This is a genomic window from Hymenobacter radiodurans (assembly GCF_004355185.1).
In the GTDB taxonomy this organism is placed as follows: Bacteria; Bacteroidota; Bacteroidia; order Cytophagales; family Hymenobacteraceae; genus Hymenobacter; species Hymenobacter radiodurans.
Window position 1 is genome coordinate 4,446,533 of the sequence record NZ_CP037922.1, and the last position, 16,955, is coordinate 4,463,487.

14 protein-coding genes, 1 pseudogene and 2 riboswitches are annotated in these 16,955 nt (G+C 55.5%); of the genes and pseudogenes, 14 read left to right on the forward strand and 1 reads right to left on the reverse strand.

Features of this window, described 5'->3' with window-relative positions:
* Position 1 precedes the first annotated feature (1 nt).
* From EPD59_RS20170 to EPD59_RS20210, 9 genes and pseudogenes are all read left to right on the forward strand, one after another.
* Positions 2–1,339 carry a family 1 glycosylhydrolase gene (locus tag EPD59_RS20170; protein WP_133274350.1) on the forward strand — a complete coding sequence of 446 codons (1,338 nt, stop codon included), beginning with the start codon at positions 2–4 and terminating at the stop codon, positions 1,337–1,339.
* 119 nt (positions 1,340–1,458) lie between these two features.
* Positions 1,459–2,901: a M16 family metallopeptidase gene (locus tag EPD59_RS20175; protein ID WP_133274351.1), complete on the forward strand. Its 1,443-nt coding sequence runs from the start codon at positions 1,459–1,461 to the stop codon at positions 2,899–2,901.
* 241 nt (positions 2,902–3,142) lie between these two features.
* Positions 3,143–4,338: pseudogene (locus EPD59_RS20180) on the forward strand (M16 family metallopeptidase).
* Positions 4,339–4,494: 156 nt separating this feature from the next.
* A riboswitch (SAM riboswitch) is annotated at positions 4,495–4,602 on the forward strand.
* 71 nt (positions 4,603–4,673) lie between these two features.
* Positions 4,674–8,387, forward strand: coding sequence for a methionine synthase (gene metH / locus EPD59_RS20185; RefSeq protein ID WP_133274352.1), 3,714 nt, complete (start codon positions 4,674–4,676; stop codon positions 8,385–8,387).
* 49 nt (positions 8,388–8,436) lie between these two features.
* The gene (metF, locus tag EPD59_RS20190; RefSeq protein ID WP_133274353.1) at positions 8,437–9,393 is read left to right on the forward strand and encodes a methylenetetrahydrofolate reductase [NAD(P)H]; all 957 of its coding nucleotides are present in this window, start codon (positions 8,437–8,439) and stop codon (positions 9,391–9,393) included.
* A gap of 176 nt (positions 9,394–9,569) precedes the next feature.
* Positions 9,570–10,046: a tetratricopeptide repeat protein gene (locus tag EPD59_RS20195; RefSeq protein WP_133274354.1), complete on the forward strand. Its 477-nt coding sequence runs from the start codon at positions 9,570–9,572 to the stop codon at positions 10,044–10,046.
* An 84-nt stretch (positions 10,047–10,130) separates the two neighbouring features.
* A complete protein-coding gene (locus EPD59_RS20200) occupies positions 10,131–10,688 on the forward strand; it encodes a hypothetical protein (RefSeq protein WP_133274355.1) in 558 nt (185 codons plus the stop codon).
* A 238-nt stretch (positions 10,689–10,926) separates the two neighbouring features.
* On the forward strand, positions 10,927–11,418 hold the full coding sequence (locus EPD59_RS20205; RefSeq protein WP_133274356.1) for a GAF domain-containing protein: 492 nt from the start codon (positions 10,927–10,929) through the stop codon (positions 11,416–11,418).
* Positions 11,419–11,709: 291 nt separating this feature from the next.
* Positions 11,710–12,201, forward strand: a complete 492-nt coding sequence (locus EPD59_RS20210; protein ID WP_133274357.1) for a GAF domain-containing protein — start codon at positions 11,710–11,712, stop codon at positions 12,199–12,201.
* 5 nt (positions 12,202–12,206) lie between these two features.
* Here the strand turns inward: EPD59_RS20210 and EPD59_RS20215 are convergent, their stop codons facing one another.
* On the reverse strand, positions 12,207–12,875 hold the full coding sequence (locus EPD59_RS20215) for a hypothetical protein (protein WP_133274358.1): 669 nt from the start codon (positions 12,873–12,875) through the stop codon (positions 12,207–12,209).
* Between the two features lie 197 nt (positions 12,876–13,072).
* On the opposite strand from EPD59_RS20215, the gene EPD59_RS20220 reads away from it, so the two are divergent.
* The 5 genes from EPD59_RS20220 (at position 13,073) to EPD59_RS20230 (ending at position 16,761) form a co-directional block, all read left to right on the forward strand.
* Positions 13,073–14,581: an N-acetylmuramoyl-L-alanine amidase gene (locus tag EPD59_RS20220; protein ID WP_133274359.1), complete on the forward strand. Its 1,509-nt coding sequence runs from the start codon at positions 13,073–13,075 to the stop codon at positions 14,579–14,581.
* A 169-nt stretch (positions 14,582–14,750) separates the two neighbouring features.
* The gene (locus EPD59_RS22945; RefSeq protein ID WP_240731527.1) at positions 14,751–15,632 is read left to right on the forward strand and encodes an MFS transporter; all 882 of its coding nucleotides are present in this window, start codon (positions 14,751–14,753) and stop codon (positions 15,630–15,632) included.
* A gap of 23 nt (positions 15,633–15,655) precedes the next feature.
* The gene (locus EPD59_RS22950) at positions 15,656–16,153 is read left to right on the forward strand and encodes an MFS transporter (RefSeq protein WP_240731528.1); all 498 of its coding nucleotides are present in this window, start codon (positions 15,656–15,658) and stop codon (positions 16,151–16,153) included.
* Positions 16,154–16,193: 40 nt separating this feature from the next.
* Positions 16,194–16,424: an MFS transporter small subunit gene (locus EPD59_RS24300; RefSeq protein WP_449404373.1), complete on the forward strand. Its 231-nt coding sequence runs from the start codon at positions 16,194–16,196 to the stop codon at positions 16,422–16,424.
* Between the two features lie 16 nt (positions 16,425–16,440).
* Complete coding sequence (locus tag EPD59_RS20230) at positions 16,441–16,761, forward strand: putative signal transducing protein (RefSeq protein ID WP_133274360.1); 321 nt, start codon at positions 16,441–16,443, stop codon at positions 16,759–16,761.
* A gap of 102 nt (positions 16,762–16,863) precedes the next feature.
* Positions 16,864–16,955: riboswitch (SAM riboswitch) on the forward strand.

Genomic DNA, 16,955 nt, shown 5'->3' on the forward strand with positions numbered 1-16,955 from the left:
CATGGCTAAAGGATTTCTAACGCACATCATAGACAAATTCGGCAACGGCAGCTATGAGGGCGACCAGTACGGCGGAGCCGGCGGCCACGACGGGAGCGGGCTGCCCACCGGAACTCCCGGCAACTTCATGTTTGCCACCGGCATTGAGTGTTCCTATCCTACGATCGAGAACGGCCGGACCCGCCGCGACTTGCTGGCCGAGTGTGGGCACTACGAGCACTGGCAAAAAGACCTGCAGCTGGTTAAAGACATGGGCCTGAAGGTATTGCGCTACGGCCTACCCTACTACAGCATGCACAAAGGGCCGGGGCGCTACGACTGGGAGTTTGCCGACTTGGTCATGAATGAGATGCAGCGCTTGGGAATCACGCCCATCCTGGATCTGCTGCACTTTGGTGTGCCCGACTGGTTGGGCAACTTCCAGAACCCGGAGCTACCCGTACATTTTGCCGCTTTTGCCGGGGCCGTAGCCAAACGCTACCCGTGGGTGCGCTACTATACGCCCATCAACGAAATATACGTGACGGCCCGCATGAGCGCCAAGGACGGAGCCTGGAATGAGCAACTGCGCACCGATAAAGGATTCGTAACAGCTATGAAGCACTTGGTAGCCGCCAGCATTATGGCCACCCAGCAAATAGCCCTGCAGCGCCCCGACTGCATCATTGTGCAAAGCGAATCGGCTGAGTATATCCACGAGCTAAAAGCAAGCCCTTGCTCCCAGATTAAGCTCGATAACAAGCTGCGCTTCCTGGCCCTGGACCTTCTGTATGCCCATCACCCCGACGCCGATGTGCTCACGTATCTGCTCGATAATGGCCTGACCCGCAAGGAGTACGACTGGTTTATGGCCGGTGAGCCACCCGGCTACCAGATTATGGGCAACGACTACTACGGCCGCAACGAGAAGATTATTCTGCCCAGCGGTGAAATCTGCACTAGCGTGGATGTGCTAGGCTGGTACAACATTACGCTGGAATACTACAGCCGCTACCGCAAGCCCGTAATGCACACCGAAACCAACGTTTTTGAGGCTAAAGATGCTCCTACCTGGCTTTGGAAACAGTGGGTCAATATTCTCAGAATGCGGGCGGAGGGTGTGCCCGTGCTGGGCTTCACCTGGTATTCCCTCATCGACCAAGTAGACTGGGATATTGGCCTGACGCGCAAAGTCGGGACCGTCAACGCCTGCGGCCTTTACGACCTCGACCGCAACCCGCGCCCCGTGGCCGAGGCCTACATGCAGCTACTCCAGGAGTACGGCCAGATTACGATTGTGCCTCATGGTGAAATGTTTGTGATAACGCCGAAGCCCGCCACGCTAAAAGTGGAGATATAGCAGCCGAAGGCCAAGTGGAAAGCAACGGTACAATTAAGAATGGCATCTTTTATATAAATGCTTAGCTTTTCTTAATATCGTAAAACCAAAATTCTTCCACTTCCCAGCCTCCACTAGCTATGCTCTCAACACAACGATTTATTCCCACTCTACTATTGGGTTTGGGGGGCTTTTTTGCCCTGAATTCCTGTAGTCAGAAAACCACGTCGGGGGTGGCCGGCGACACAAATGCCCCCCAAGCTTCCCAGACCACGGAGGTAGCCAAAGTAGCTACCTACCAGGTGCCCGTGGAGTACTACACGCTCAACAATGGCCTGAAGGTGGTGCTTTCACCCGACAAAACGGCCCCTGTGGCAACCATTGCGGCGTATTATAACATCGGTTTCCGCATTGAGCCTCGCAACCGCACGGGCTTCGCGCACTTATTTGAGCACATGATGTTTCAGGGCTCCAAAAACCTGGGCAAAATGGAGTTCATTCAGGTGGTGCAGAAAAACGGCGGCATCCTGAACGGCTCCACCCGCTTCGACTTCACCAACTACTTCGAAATCGTGCCTGCGCACAAGCTCGAAACCATGCTCTGGGCCGAAGCCGACCGCATGCGCGGCCTCAACATCACCCAGGAAAACCTGACCAACCAGCAGGGTGTGGTGAAAAACGAGGTGAAGGTAAACGTGCTCAATCAGCCCTACGGCGGCTTTCCGTGGCTGGATATGCCCCAGTACGCCAACAAGAACTGGCACAACGCCCACAACTTCTACGGCGACCTAAAAGACCTCGACGCGGCTAACCTGGAGGACGTTCAATCCTTCTTCAAGACTTTTTATGCGCCCAACAATGCGGCGCTGGTTGTAGTCGGCGACTTCAACCCCGCCGAGGCAAAAACGTGGATTAAGAAGTATTTCGAGAACATTCCGAAGTCAACATTGCCCCCCAAAGTAGACCTGACGGAGCCCCGCCAGGAAAAGGAGCAACGCTTCAGCAAAGACGACAAGCTGGCCACCAAGCCCGCCCTGGCCTTCGCCTACCACATGCCCGACAAAAACACGCCGGAGTATTATGCCATGGGCCTGCTCGACCAGATTCTATTGCAGGGCAACGACAGCCGCTTGTACCATGCCTTGGTGCAGGAGCGTGGCTACACCGGCTCGGTGAGCGGCGGCATCAACTCGAGCCTGGGCAACATGTTCAACTACAACGGCCCCATGCTCTGGGATGGCAGCCTGGTGTATGACAAAACCGTTTCGGCCGATTCTGTGGTAGCCGTGCTGGACCGCGAAATTCAGAAGCTTGATAAGGAAGGCGTAAGCCAGGAGATGCTGGATTTGGCTATTGTGAAAATGCGCTCCGACTTATACGACCAGGTAAGTCAGCTATACGGCTTCGGCAAGGCCGATTTGCTGGCCAGTTTCGCTTTATTCGAGAATGACCCGAAGCGGATAAATCAATTGGAAAGCGAGTTTCGGAAAGTGACGCCGGAGCTGATGCAGAAAACGCTGCGCGAATATCTGCGGCCCACAAACCGGACGATTCTAACGATTAATCCATTGGCGAAAAGCTAGTGCATCACTCGGCTTACAGTTGGTAACTCCTCCAAAGACATACCTCATGAAAAATATACTTATTGGCCTGCTGAGCGTCGCCTGTGTCCTTAGCACCCCGGCTTTAGCCCAAAAAGAAACGCCGCCCGCCGGCGGCGCCCCCCGCGACTTCACTTTGCCCCCCAAGACGGAATTTACGCTGGATAATGGCCTGCAAGCCACGCTGGTACCTTACGGTGACATTCCGAAAGTAACGGTGAGTATGATCGTACAAGTTGGCAACGTGCACGAGGCCGCCAACGAGAACGGCCTGGCCGACATCGTAGGGCGCCTCATGCGGGAAGGTACCACCACGCTCTCCGCTAAGCAGATATCAGAAAAAGCGGCCCGTATGGGTGGCTCACTCAGTGTATCGGTAGGCCCCAATCAGACCTTTATTACTGGCTCGGTACTGTCAGAATACGGTCCGGAACTGGTAAAGCTGATGGCTGACTTGGTGCAAAACCCGGCTTTCCCACCTTCCGAGATTGAGCGCATCAAAAATGACTTTAAGCGCGAAAATAATCTTTCCCGCTCCCAGCCGGGCACTCAGGCCCGCACCAAGTTCTCGATGGCTCTGTACAAAGGGCACCCCTACGGCCGCGATATTCCCACCGACGCCGAAGTAAACGCCTATGGCCCCGAGCAGGTGCGCGACTTTTACACCAAGCAGTTTGGTGCCCAGCGCACGGCAGTATACGCCGCCGGCAAGTTCGATGAAAAGGCTATGCGCGAGGCGGTTACATCGTCTCTAAACAACTGGACCAAAGGCCCCGCTCCGCGCATCGAGATTGCCAAGCCAGTCACCAAAACCGATCTGATGGTGCAGAACCGCCCCGGCGCGCCCCAGTCTACGCTGGTGATCGGCCTACCTGTCGTCGATCCGACCCATCCCGATTTCACGCGCTTACGTGTGATGAATTCCTTGCTGGGGGCTCTTTTGGCTCGCGCATCACTAGTAATATTCGCGAGAATAAAGGCTATACTTATTCTCCTTCCAGCAACGTGAATGCCCGCTACCGCGTGGGGGAGTGGGCCGAGGTAGCCGACGTAACCACCGAACACACCGGCAATTCGCTCAAGGAAATTGTGTATGAAGTGGAGCGTCTGCAAAAAGAGGCTCCCACAGCCGAAGAGTTGGAAGGCATCAAAAACTACGAAGCGGGCCTGTTTGTGCTCCGTAACTCCACACCCGCCGGCATCATCAGTCAGCTCAGCTTCCTCGATCTGCACGGCCTCCCCGACAGCTACCTCACCAATCAGGTGAAAGATATTCACGCCATTACGCCTAAGGAAGTGCAGGATGCGGCCAAGAAATACGTACGTCCCGATGAAATGACAATCGTCGTTGTGGGAGACAAAAAGGTGATTGACCCGCAGCTAAAGAAGTTTCAGGCCGAGCGGAAGAAAGCGCTTTAGCCCTCTCTTCAACCTAAGTTTATGGAAAAGGTCCGGCTTCTAAACCGGACCTTTTTTGTGTACAAAAAAGCCCCCCAAGCGTGTAATGCTCATCCGTGAATGAGTTAAAAAATCCAGGTAAACTTTTTTCGTCGTCTTGCTGTATCTTTGTCCAGCTACTTATCCAGAAAGACCGAGGGACTGGGCCCTACGACGTCTTGGCAACCTGAGTAAAACAAGGTGCCAACTCCCATTTTGTCCCCCACGGGCAAAAGAAGATAAGTGCGGAGCCCGCGTTGCGAGGTTCTCTTTCTGGATAAGCAGCGCTAAAAACGCCTTTTTCCAAAGGAGATCTTATGAAAACGACTCGCCCCGCCTCTCCCCTTTACGACATTCTCCAACAGCGCATTCTGGTGCTCGATGGCGCCATGGGCACCATGATTCAGCGTCACCCACTGACGGAAGAGGATTTTCGGGGAACGCGCTTCGCCGACCACCCCAAGCCCCTGCGCGGCAACAACGACTTACTCAGCCTCACCCGCCCTGATATCATCAGCGGCATTCACGCTGAGTATTTCGCCGCCGGCGCCGACATGGTGGAAACCAACACCTTCAGCGGCACCACCATTGCCCAGGCCGACTATGGCTTGGAACACTTGGCATATGAGCTGAACTACGAGTCGGCGCGAATTGCGAAAGAAGTGGCTGATGAGTTTACCGCCCGCGAGCCGCACAAACCGCGTTTCGTAGCAGGTGCCATCGGCCCCACCAACCGGACCGCTTCGCTCTCGCCCGACGTAAACCGCCCCGGCTTTCGCGCCGTGACCTTTGACGAGCTGGCTACCGCTTATCTGGAGCAGGTGCGTGGCCTGGTGGAAGGCGGTTCGGATACACTATTGATAGAAACCATCTTCGACACGCTCAATGCGAAAGCGGCGCTGTATGCCGTGCAGAAGTTCTTTGATGAAGGCGGCAAAGTGGTACCGGTCATGATTTCGGGCACTATCACTGATGCGTCGGGTCGCACGCTTTCGGGGCAGACGGTAGAGGCGTTCTGGAACTCTATCAGTCATTTGCCGCTGCTAAGCGTGGGCTTGAACTGCGCCCTCGGTGCGGACCAGCTACACGTGTATGTAAAGGAGCTGAGTCGCATTGCCGATGTGCACGTTTCGGCCTATCCGAATGCCGGCTTGCCCAACGCTTTTGGAGGCTACGACGAGTCGGCGCAGGAATTCGCGGCAGTCGTTGAAAACTACCTCAAAGAAGGCATTGTAACGGTGGCCGGTGGGTGTTGTGGCACCACGCCTCAGCACATTGCCGAGTTGGCGAAGCTGGCCGAGAAATACCAGCCACGCCAACTGCCTGAAGTGCCCAAAGCCACCCGTTTGGCTGGTTTGGAGCCGTTTGGCATTACTCCCGACAGCCTGTTTGTAAACGTGGGTGAGCGGTGCAACGTGACCGGCTCCCGCGCTTTCGCCCGCCTCATCCGCACGGGTGCTTACGAGCAGGCCCTGCAAGTAGCCCGCGACCAAGTGGAAGGCGGTGCCCAGGTGCTCGACGTGAATATGGACGAAGGCATGCTCGACTCGGAGCAGGCCATGACCACTTTCCTCAACCTGATTGCCTCCGAGCCCGACATTTCGCGGGTGCCGGTGATGATTGACTCCTCAAAGTGGAGCGTGCTGGAAGCCGGACTGAAGTGCGTGCAGGGCAAGAGCATCGTCAATTCCATTTCGCTGAAAGAAAGCGAGGAAGTATTTAAGGAGCGCGCTCACACCGTGCGCCAGTACGGCGCAGCAATGGTGGTGATGGCCTTCGATGAAAACGGCCAGGCTGACTCTTTTGAGAAGCGCATCGAGATATGTAAGCGCAGCTACGACATTCTGGTAAACGAAGTAGGCTTTCCCGCCGAGGACATCATCTTTGACCCTAACATCCTGACCGTGGGCACCGGCATGGAGGAGCACCGCAACTATGCCTTGGACTTCATTGAGGCCGTGCGTTGGATCAAAGCCAATCTGCCCGGCGCTCTTACCAGCGGTGGTGTTAGTAACATAAGCTTCTCTTACCGCGGCAACGACGTGGTGCGTGAAGCCATGCACACCTCTTTCCTCTACCACGCCATACGCGCTGGGCTGGACATGGGTATTGTAAACCCCAGCCAGCTGGGCGTGTATGATGAGATTCCGAAAGATTTATTGGAGCTAGTAGAGGACGTATTGCTCAACCGCCGCCCCGACGCCACCGAGCGCCTCGTAGACTTTGCCGAAACGGTGAAGCAGAAGGACAAGGTGGAAGTGGTAGCCGACGCTTGGCGCAGTCTGCCCGTGGCCGAGCGCCTGCAACACGCGCTAGTTCGCGGCATCACCGAGTTTATTGATGAAGACACGGAAGAAGTGCGCCAGCAAGTAGGCCGGCCGCTGGAAGTAATCGAAGGTCCGCTGATGGCCGGCATGAACGTAGTCGGTGACCTGTTTGGCGCCGGCAAAATGTTCTTGCCGCAAGTAGTAAAGTCGGCCCGGGTGATGAAAAAAGCAGTGGCGTATCTGGAGCCTTTCCTGCTGGCCGATAAGCAAGGCTCGGAGCGGCAAACTGCTGGCAAGATTCTGCTGGCTACCGTGAAAGGCGACGTGCATGACATCGGCAAAAACATTGTGGGTGTGGTGCTTGCCTGCAACAACTTCGACATTGTGGACCTCGGCGTAATGGTGCCGCTGGAGCGTATTCTGGATGAAGCGGAGAAGCAAAACGTAGACGTAATTGGCCTAAGCGGCTTGATTACGCCCAGCCTCGATGAGATGGTGTACGTGGCGCAAGAAATGGAAAAGCGTGGCTTAAAGACGCCGCTGCTTATTGGTGGTGCTACTACTTCCCGTCTACATGCGGCCGTAAAGGTGGCGCCCAACTACTCCGGGCCGATGGTGCACGTGCACGACGCTTCGCGCTCGGTGGGCGTGGCCGCTAGTCTGCTCGGTTCCAGTGCTGAGACCTATGCCAAGACCGTTAGCGACGAGTACGCGGCTCTCCGCGCCGACTATGCTACCCGCCAGCGGGAGAAGAACTACTTGACTATTGAAGCGGCACGCGAAAATCAGTTTAAGGCTGATTGGGAGACTACTCCGATTACGAAGCCAACCTTTCTGGGCACGAAAGTGCTTGACAACTATCCGTTGGCTGAGTTGGCCGAGTACATCGACTGGACACCTTTCTTCCATACTTGGGAACTGAAAGGACGCTATCCGCGCATTCTGGAGGACGAAAACCTTGGCGAAGCGGCTACCAAGCTATTTGCCGATGCCCAGGCAATGCTCCAGAAAGTTATCAGCGAAAACCTGCTCACTGCCCGCGCGGTGGTTGGTTTCTGGCCCGCAAATACCGTTGGTTACGACACCATTGAGGTCTATGCAGATGACACGCGCGAGCAGGTAATGACCGAGTTTTTCACTTTGCGTCAGCAGGGCGAAAAAGGCCCCCGCATTCCGAACCTTGCCTTCTCCGACTTTTTGGCCCCCAAAGATTCAGGCCGCCAAGACTACATTGGTGGTTTCGCCGTGACTGCAGGCTTGGGTATTGAAAAGCTTATCGAAAAGTTTGAGGCCGACCATGACGACTATTCCAGCATCATGATTAAGGCGCTGGCTGACCGCTTGGCCGAGGCTTTTGCTGAGCGTCTGCACCAGCGCGTGCGGGAAGAATTCTGGGGCTATTCGGCTGATGAGAAGCTGACGAAGGAAGAGCTGATTCAGGAGAAGTACCGCGGCGTGCGGCCCGCGCCCGGCTACCCTGGCTGCCCTGACCACACGGAGAAAATCACGCTGTTTCAACTGCTTGATGCCGACCAGCAAACGGGTATCATCCTCACCGAAAACCTGGCGATGTACCCGGCCTCATCGGTAAGCGGCCTCTACTACGCGCATCCCGATTCGCGCTACTTTGGCCTCGGCAAAATAGCCCGCGACCAGGTAGAAGACATTGCGCAGCGTAAAAACATGCCGATTGCAGAGCTGGAACGCTGGCTTTCACCCAACCTCAATTATAACCCAACCAGCGTACCCGTAACGGCGCTGTAAGCACGAAGCTCCTCTCACTACTCTCACCAGCCTACTGCTGGTGTTCTATATGAAAGTAACTGACCACCTGATCAAAGCCGACGGCAAAACGCTGTTTTCCTTCGAAGTTTTGCCCCCCAGAAAGGGCGAGAACATCCAAAACCTGTTCAGCAATATTGAGCCGCTGATGGAGTTCAAGCCGCCCTTTATTGACGTGACCTACCATCGCGAGGAATACGTGTACCGCAAACAGCCGAACGGCTTTTTGGAGCGCAAAACCGTACGCAAGCGGCCCGGCACGGTCGGCATTTGCGCGGCTATCAAAAACCGGTTTGATGTAGATACGGTGCCGCATCTGACGTGCGGCGGCTTCTCAAAGGAAGAAACCGAGAATGCCCTAATTGACCTGCACTTTTTGGGTATCGACAACGTGCTGGCTTTGCGCGGCGACCCGATAAAGTCGGAGTCTCACTTTATCCCGGAGCCCGACGGCCACGCTTACGCCAGCGACCTTATTGAGCAGGTAGCGTGCATGAACCAAGGGCGTTATCTGGATGAGGAGCAGGAGGATACGTTTCCGACCAACTTCTGCATCGGCACGGCTGGCTACCCGGAAAAGCACTTTGAAGCGCCCAACTACGGCTCTGATATTCGTTTTCTGAAGCAGAAGATGGACCGTGGCGCGGAGTACATTGTCACGCAGATGTTTTTTGACAATGAGCAGTTTTTCAACTTCGAAAAGCGGTGTCGGGCGGCGGGTATTACGGCGCCTATTATTCCGGGCCTGAAGCCGATGACGACCAAAAGCCAGCTCACGATGCTGCCGCGCACTTTTTTCCTCAACATTCCGGAGGAGCTGGCCGAAGCTATAAGCCAGTGCCGCGACAACGAGGATGCGCGCCGCATCGGCATTGAGTGGTGCATCAATCAGAGCCGCGAGCTGATGGCCCACGGCGTGCCTTGTCTGCACTATTATTCCATGGGTAAGTCGGAGTCGATTCGGCGCGTGGCCAAGGAGTTGTTTTAAGCTCCCATTTTGACTTAACGAGCAAAAGCCAGCAACTGCGTTGTTGGCTTTTGCTTTTGACAAAAGCGTATACATTCGGGAAGCTATAGGGAGTGGGCAAAAAGCCCCCCGCTCGGCTCTACCCAAACGCCGTCGCCAATCCGGCGTACAATTACTTCAGCTTTACACCTTTAGCTATGACTACGCTCGATGATCTGTTTGCCAGGTTGCAGGAAGCCGAGGCGCCAGCGGAGATTGAAGCGTTGCAGAGCGGCATCTGGCAGATTTGGCTGACTACCGGCGACCATGCCCTCGACAAGCACTTGGAGGCGGGCATGCGGGCCCTGGCGGCCGGCGACTACACCCGCGCCATTGCCGATTTTACGTACTTGATTGATAATCGGCCGGAGTTTGCTGAAGGCTGGAACAAGCGCGCTACGGCCTACTACATGCGGGGTGAATACCGCGCTTCTCTGCTGGATATTGCCGAAACGCTGCGCCGGGAGCCCCGGCACTTTGGGGCGCTTTCCGGTTGGGTGGCTATCCTGCGTATGCTGGGCGAAGACCGGACTGCCCTGCGCGTGCTGCGCCGCTTAGCCAAAATCTGCCCGCACTTTCCTGGCCTGCAAAGCCAGCTACGTGACCTGCGCGACCGCACCGATGAGGAATACTGACCTAGCGCGCAGGGCGGGGGGCTTTTTTGGTTGGAAACCAATGAGCTAAATATCCAACTGGGCAGCGGTTGCGTACACGCCTCTATGAAACCTACTGCCCCTTTTCCGAGCTCTTTAGTGCAGGCTGCGGGCCTGTCTTTTGTCTGCCTTTTCCTGCTCAGCGGCTGCGACACTACGCCCCGCGAGCGCCAGGAAATAGTGCGCCAAGAGGCCCGCAAGCTTGATACGCTAGCCGACCGTGCCGGCGACCGCCTCGACCGCGCCAGCGACCGCGCCGCCGACTATACTGCCACTGCCCGCGCCCGCAATCGTCAGCCGCTAGACCCCGCTGCCGAGGCAACCTTTGCCACTGATCTGCTGGGTAGCTATGCGGCCATCGACCAGCTTACTGCTCAGAACATTGAGCCGGCCTATACCCAATTGCTCCGCCAGACGCGCGCCAAGCGCCGCCAGTGGACCCAGCGCGACTGGGACTACGCGACCAGCATTTATCGCCGCCTCACTGACCGATTTAAGGCCGTTCGCCTCGACGTAGTAGGGCGCGACGAACTGCGCATCAGAGGCCTGCAGGCAGAGTTTGTGGCCATGGAAGCGGGCCGCGACATTAAGGACCTGGGGGAGGCCGTGAAGGAGAAACCCTAGGCTATATAACCTACGCTGGAAACATTCCTTTTTTGACTGCTTTATGCCTGAATAAAAAGCCCCCCATGTGTTAGATGGGGGGCTTTTTTTAGGTATTTTTAAATCTCACGGAAGCTGGGTGCAAAACGGCTGGCTCATAACCAGTTGATGAACGCACCACCATTCTATTCTCAGATTATCAGTCAATTACAAAGGTTCACTTCGCTTTTTCCGTTCTGTTCAGCCGCCACTATTTCCCATGACCACTGCTTCGACTTCCGCTTCGCCTGTGCTCCCCGATATAGAGCAGTTTAGCTCCCTGTTGCAGCAGCACGGAATTCATACGGCGCTCCAGTATCTGAACAGCCGCACGCCGCACCGCTACACTGGCGTTTTCCGCTTTGAGGGCGACGAACTGCGCAATGAAGCCCTCTACGACCGGCGCGACCCCGTGAATGTGGTGCACGGTCCCAATGCCCCCCTAGAGGCATCTTACTGCGTCTTACTAACCCGGCAGCAGACGCCACTCGAAATCACGGACGCGGCCACTGATCCGCGCCTCAATCACCTGACCAATAAGCCCGTCTTGTCTTATTGCGGGGTCCTGATTCGGGATAATGAGGGCAAGCCATTCGGCTCGCTTTGCCACTTCGATATGCAGCGCTGCCAGGAGCGCACTACCGATTTGCCACTGATGCAAGCCGCCGCCGACCTGCTGTACAACCATTTGCACCCCTCCCCCGCCAAGTAATTGTCTACCACAGAGGGGCTTCCTTCCGCAAAAAGCCAGTATAGCGGCTTGCGATGAGAAGAAATAAAGCTTGCGTGCCCGCTAATAACGACGCATAAAACGTTTCTCAGAGCATCTGGGGGGCTTTTATGCGTCGCTACTTTTTTAAGTGATCTGTCCCTAACTAAAAACTGATGGCGTAAACCAGCGTACGTACATCAATCTTCAATACATTGCAGCTTCCTCCAGTGATTAACGCGTTCCGGGGAACTGTCTTACGCCCTTCTTTCTACAACCGTCCCCTTCCTGCATATGTCTACCTTTCCGCCAACGCCGGACTCGTCCATGCTACGCGAAATTGATGAGTTCTCTACCGTATTGCACCAACAAGGGGCACATGCTGCGCTTAAGTATTTGAACGGTCGCACCCCACACCGCTACACCGGCGTGTTTCGTTTTGATGGCGACAAACTCCGCAACGAGGTATTATATGACCGGTATGAGCCCAACGTACAACAGGGCGAAGATGCGCCGATGGAAGCCACGTATTGCTCCTTGGTAGGGCGGCAACAGGCTCCTCTGGAAATTAACGATGCTGCCACCGATTCCCGGGTTAAAGGCCTCATTGATACGCCCGTTGTATCTTATTGCGGAGTGCTTATTCGCGATGCGCAGGGCACAGCATTTGGTACGCTTTGCCATTACGATATGCAGCGTTGCCAAGAGCGCACCACTGATTTGCCCTTGCTGGAAACGGCCGCAACTCTGCTGCACAAATATTTGTACCCAGTTGCCACTAACTAGCAGCCCTAGAAAGCCACGGTAGCACGTAGCCGCATGGCCGGACGATGCATGGTCGTGGTTTCGTGATAGGTGGAGCTTAAACTACCGTTGAGGTTATCCTGCTGCCTGGTTTCGTCGCGGGCGCGCAGCACGTCGTAGTAAATTTCTGGGCTCAGGTAAACACTTTTAAACACGCTGATTTTGGCCCCCAGGCCGACATTCAGCCCAACGCCATTAGAAGTACGGGTTTGAGTGACATCCAGACAGCCGCAAATGCCGCCGGTAAGGTCGCCGGTGGAGGTGTAGCGGCGGTAATAGAGGTCGGTGAAAGCGTACAGCCAATCGAATTTTTTCAGCGGCGCGTATTGGGCGCCTACCTTTAGCTGTAGTTGTTTGTCGGTTACTTTTCCCTCTAGGCAATCGGCGCAATAGTCGTAGCTGGGCTTCACGGTTCCCCGGCTAAAATTGCCCCCCAATCGCACCCCGAACCGAGTGGGCGTATAGCGCAAAAACACGCCGGACGCCCACTGGGCTGGATTGTTGGCGGGTGAGTTGTCGTAGCGGTGGCCGTTGCCGGAAGGAGTATAGTTCACGACTTCGATGCCGGCTTCATAGGCGCGCTTTGGCTGGTTTTGGGCATTGGCGACCAGGGTGCAGCCGAGCAGGCAGGCGGTAATGAATAGCGTCTTGAGCATAAATACAGGCAATACTAAGTGTAGGAGAAACTGAGACATCGCTGAGCCGTAGCTGCCTCTTACCAAACTGCGTTCAGAAGTTGGGCCGGCAATCGGCGCTATGATGCTTCACTGAAGATAAATGGTTGCAAACCTTTATAAACGGAATAGTATCTGCTGGTTTTGCGCTCGCTAAGCCATTTTCAATCTGACTCTTCATGAGTATCCCCAAATTTTCGCTGCTCTTACTCCTGCTGCTCCCGCTCACGAATGTACTGGCTCAAACGCCCCTGATTGAAACGGCCGAAACCATACCCGCCACCGATCAGTGGCTGCACCCCGGCGACCGATTGCAAGTGCGCCTGAAAGGGCAATCCGGGGCCACGGCAACGTTTCTGGGGGGCAAATTGATGACTGAACTGGCCCCCACGCTCACCAGTGGCCAGCTGGGCATCTATCAGGGCACATACGTAGTGCAGCCCGGCGACACGCTTCTGGATCGGCCCATTGCCTTTGAGTTGCTCACCCCAGACAGTGTACGCACGGTGGCTTTTAGCCCACAGAAGGTTCGTTTTCTGGATCAAAATGCCCCCCAGCTAGCGGTTACGAAGGGCCCGTTGGCTTTCCTAAATTATGGCTTGGGCGAAGACCGCTTAGGCGGGGCCAAAATGGGCTACCTCGATTCCTTAGTGGTACTGCACATCAACGGAAAAGTAGGCAGCCAATACCGGGTGCGGCTGGCCGAAAACCAAACCGCCTGGATACCCGAGAACAATGTGCGGTTTTTGCCCCCCGGGGGCTTTGTACCTGCCTCCCTCACCGGATCCTGGAGCGTGCAAGGCGACTCGCTCTACGACTATGTGCGCGTGCCGCTCACCGAGCGCCTGCCCTACCGCTCCCAGCTCCTCACCGAGCCCAACCGGCTGGTCATCGACGTATTTGGCGCTACCTCTAACACCAACTGGATAACGCAGCGAGCGGGTTTGCAGGCCCTGGGCGACGTGCACTATGAGCAGATACAGCCCGATGTATTTCGGCTGGTACTGCACTTGCGCCACCGGCAAAGCTGGGGTTACAGCATTGGCTACCAGAAGAATGTGCTGACCATTCGCGTAAAACGCCCCCCAGCCAAGATGAGTTTGCGGGGCTTGGTTGTAGCTGTCGATGCGGGCCACGGCGGCTCAAATGTAGGGGCCATCGGCGCGGGCGGTGCCCGCGAAAAAGACCTCACTTTAGCTATTGCCCAACGCCTGCAGCGTGCGCTGGAACGCAAAGGAGCCCGCGTGCTGATGACGCGCGATGCCGATGTAAGCGTAGACAACAGCGACCGAATTCTGCGTTTACGCCAAGCTAATCCAGATTTGCTGGTCAGTATTCACGTCAACTCCTCCGGCAATAAAACGGTACGCGGCACCAGCACCTACTATCGCTACGTGGCGTTCCGGCCTTTATCAGCTGCGCTGTACACTGAAATGCTGGCGACGGGCTTGCCCGGGTTTGGCAACGTAGGCAGCTTCAACTTCGGGCTGAATGGTCCTACCGAATACCCCAATGCGCTGGTAGAAACGGCTTTCGTCTCGAATCCTGACGATGAACGCCTGCTGGCCTCGCCTGCTTTTCAAGAGCAAATGGCCGAGCGGATGGTTCGCGGACTAGGAAGATTTCTAAGGGGCAGTCGGCAGCCGGGCCTACGCGGCTGGCTAGGTCGGAAACCCGCCGAGCAGTAAGCTACGGCTACTAGCTATAGCTATTTAGCAACATTTATAGCTTTCAGGTTGATAATCTGAAACAAAAGCTTCTACCTTCCTGATTCTCAATGCAAGAGGCGCCTTTGCTGCCTCAGCATATCCTAGCGCTCTCCCGTTCACCTATTTCCCACCACTCTTTTTCTACTGCATGGCAACCTCTACCTCATGGCTGGATCGCAGCCGTACCATTGCCGGGCCGGGTTTCAACCGCTGGCTGATTCCGCCGGCCGCATTGGCCATTCACCTTGCCATTGGTCAGGCTTACGCGTTCAGCGTATTCAAAAAGCCTATGGGAGCCCTCATCAGCGGTGATGTGAACGCGCCCGCTCCTACCGACTGGACGCCCGGTCAGTTGGCTGTTATCTTCTCCATTGCCATTGTGCTCTTGGGTTTGTCGGCGGCGGTATTTGGTAAATGGCTCGAACGGGTTGGACCGCGCAAAGCAATGCTGGCTTCGGCTCTATGCTTTGCGGGGGGCTTTTTTATCTCGGCACTGGGCGTATCCATGCACAACATCTGGCTTGTGTACTTCGGCTATGGCTTTGTGGGCGGTATTGGGCTAGGCATTGGGTACATTTCGCCGGTGAGCACGCTTATCAAGTGGTTCCCAGATAGGCCGGGCGTAGCGACGGGTATGGCTATTATGGGCTTTGGCGGAGGCGCCATGATTGGCTCGCCGCTGGCCGTCGCCTTGATGGCTTATTTCAAAGATTCGGCTCCTATGGGCGTAGCGCCTACCATGCTCACGATGGGTGCTATTTACCTGATATTCATGATGTTTGGGGTATTCACCATTCGGGTACCCGCCGAAGGCTGGAAACCGGAAGGCTACGTGCCCAACACCCAACAGTCAACCCTTATTACGACGGCCAACGTGGATGCCGATACGGCTATTAAAACCCCGCAGTTTTGGCTTCTATGGGTGGTATTGCTCACGAATGTGACAGCGGGTATTGGTGTGCTCGAAACAGCCTCACCGCTTATTCAGGAAACTTTTTCTGATACCTCTATGGGACAGGCCTGGGCGTAACGGCGGCCGCGGCTGCTGGCTTTGTGGGTCTGCTGAGCTTATTCAATTTGCTAGGGCGCTTTTTTTGGTCGTCGGCCTCGGATAAGATGGGCCGCAAGCCTACCTACATGATTTACTTTGGCTTGGGCATTGCGCTCTATGCATTAGTGCCCACGCTGGCGGCCAATCACTCACTGGCGTTGTTCGTCATCGTGTGCTGCGTGATTCTGAGCATGTATGGAGGCGGATTTGCTACCGTTCCGGCTTACCTGCGCGACTTGTTCGGCACGATGCAAGTAGGCGCTATTCATGGGCGCCTGCTCACGGCTTGGTCTACGGCTGGTATTCTGGGGCCTCTGATTGTGAACTACTTGCACCAAAGTCAGAAAGATAAAGGCCTGACCGGCGCGGAGGCATACCAGACGGTGTTTTATGTGATGGCCGGCGTACTGGTAGTTGGCCTGATTGCCAACATGCTCGTGACGGCCGTGAACGAGAAATACCACTACAAAGAAGCTACTCCCAAGAAAGTAGCTGCTTAGTGCGTGCTGGTTTAAGTACTCAATTGTAAACATCCTTCACATGGAAAATAGAATAAATCCCACCATTCCAGAGGCCGATAATGCACCATCCTCGGGTTTAAAAACAGCGCTGGCATGGCTGTATGTCGGTGTGCCGCTCGCCTGGGGGTGTCCCAAACGTTTATTAAAGCTTTGGACTTGTTCAAATAAGTCAGCAAGCCGCTTCAGTTGTGAAGCCTGCATATACTTTTTACCACGAGAAGCACCTAATGGGGTGCTTCTCGTGTTTTAGCTGAAATTTATATCCTATGTTCATCGAGCCAACCGACGGCACAGTTGTCCTGCTAGAATCGTTTGCCAACTCCATATCAGCGCACCTGGCCAAGAACCAGCTCGAAGCGGCTGGTATTGCCTGCTTCATAAGCAATGAGAATCGGCCGTACGGGCCTATTTCGGGCGGAGTACGGCTGCACGTGCGCCAGCAGGATTTGGAGGCCGCGCAGCAGGTTCTAGCCGACCACAGCGCTCTGATGACAGCCGTACCCGATGATGAGCCAGACGCGGCTCAACCGGCCTCCGATTCATCCGGCAGTTTGCTTACTCGGCTTCGGACGTGGCTGCTTTCGTAGCAGCGCAACACGTCGCGTTTCAATAGTGCGCACCCCAGATTTGGAATATTAGGAAGCGAGTTGGTACATTTGTACCACCAATTCTTTCCCATCAAAGGATTGTTTTTATACAGAGGCGCAGAGAGACAGGCTCCGTGAAGCGCCGGCAACCCCCGCTCCCCGTGGAACGGTGCCAAGTCCTGACCATATAAAAA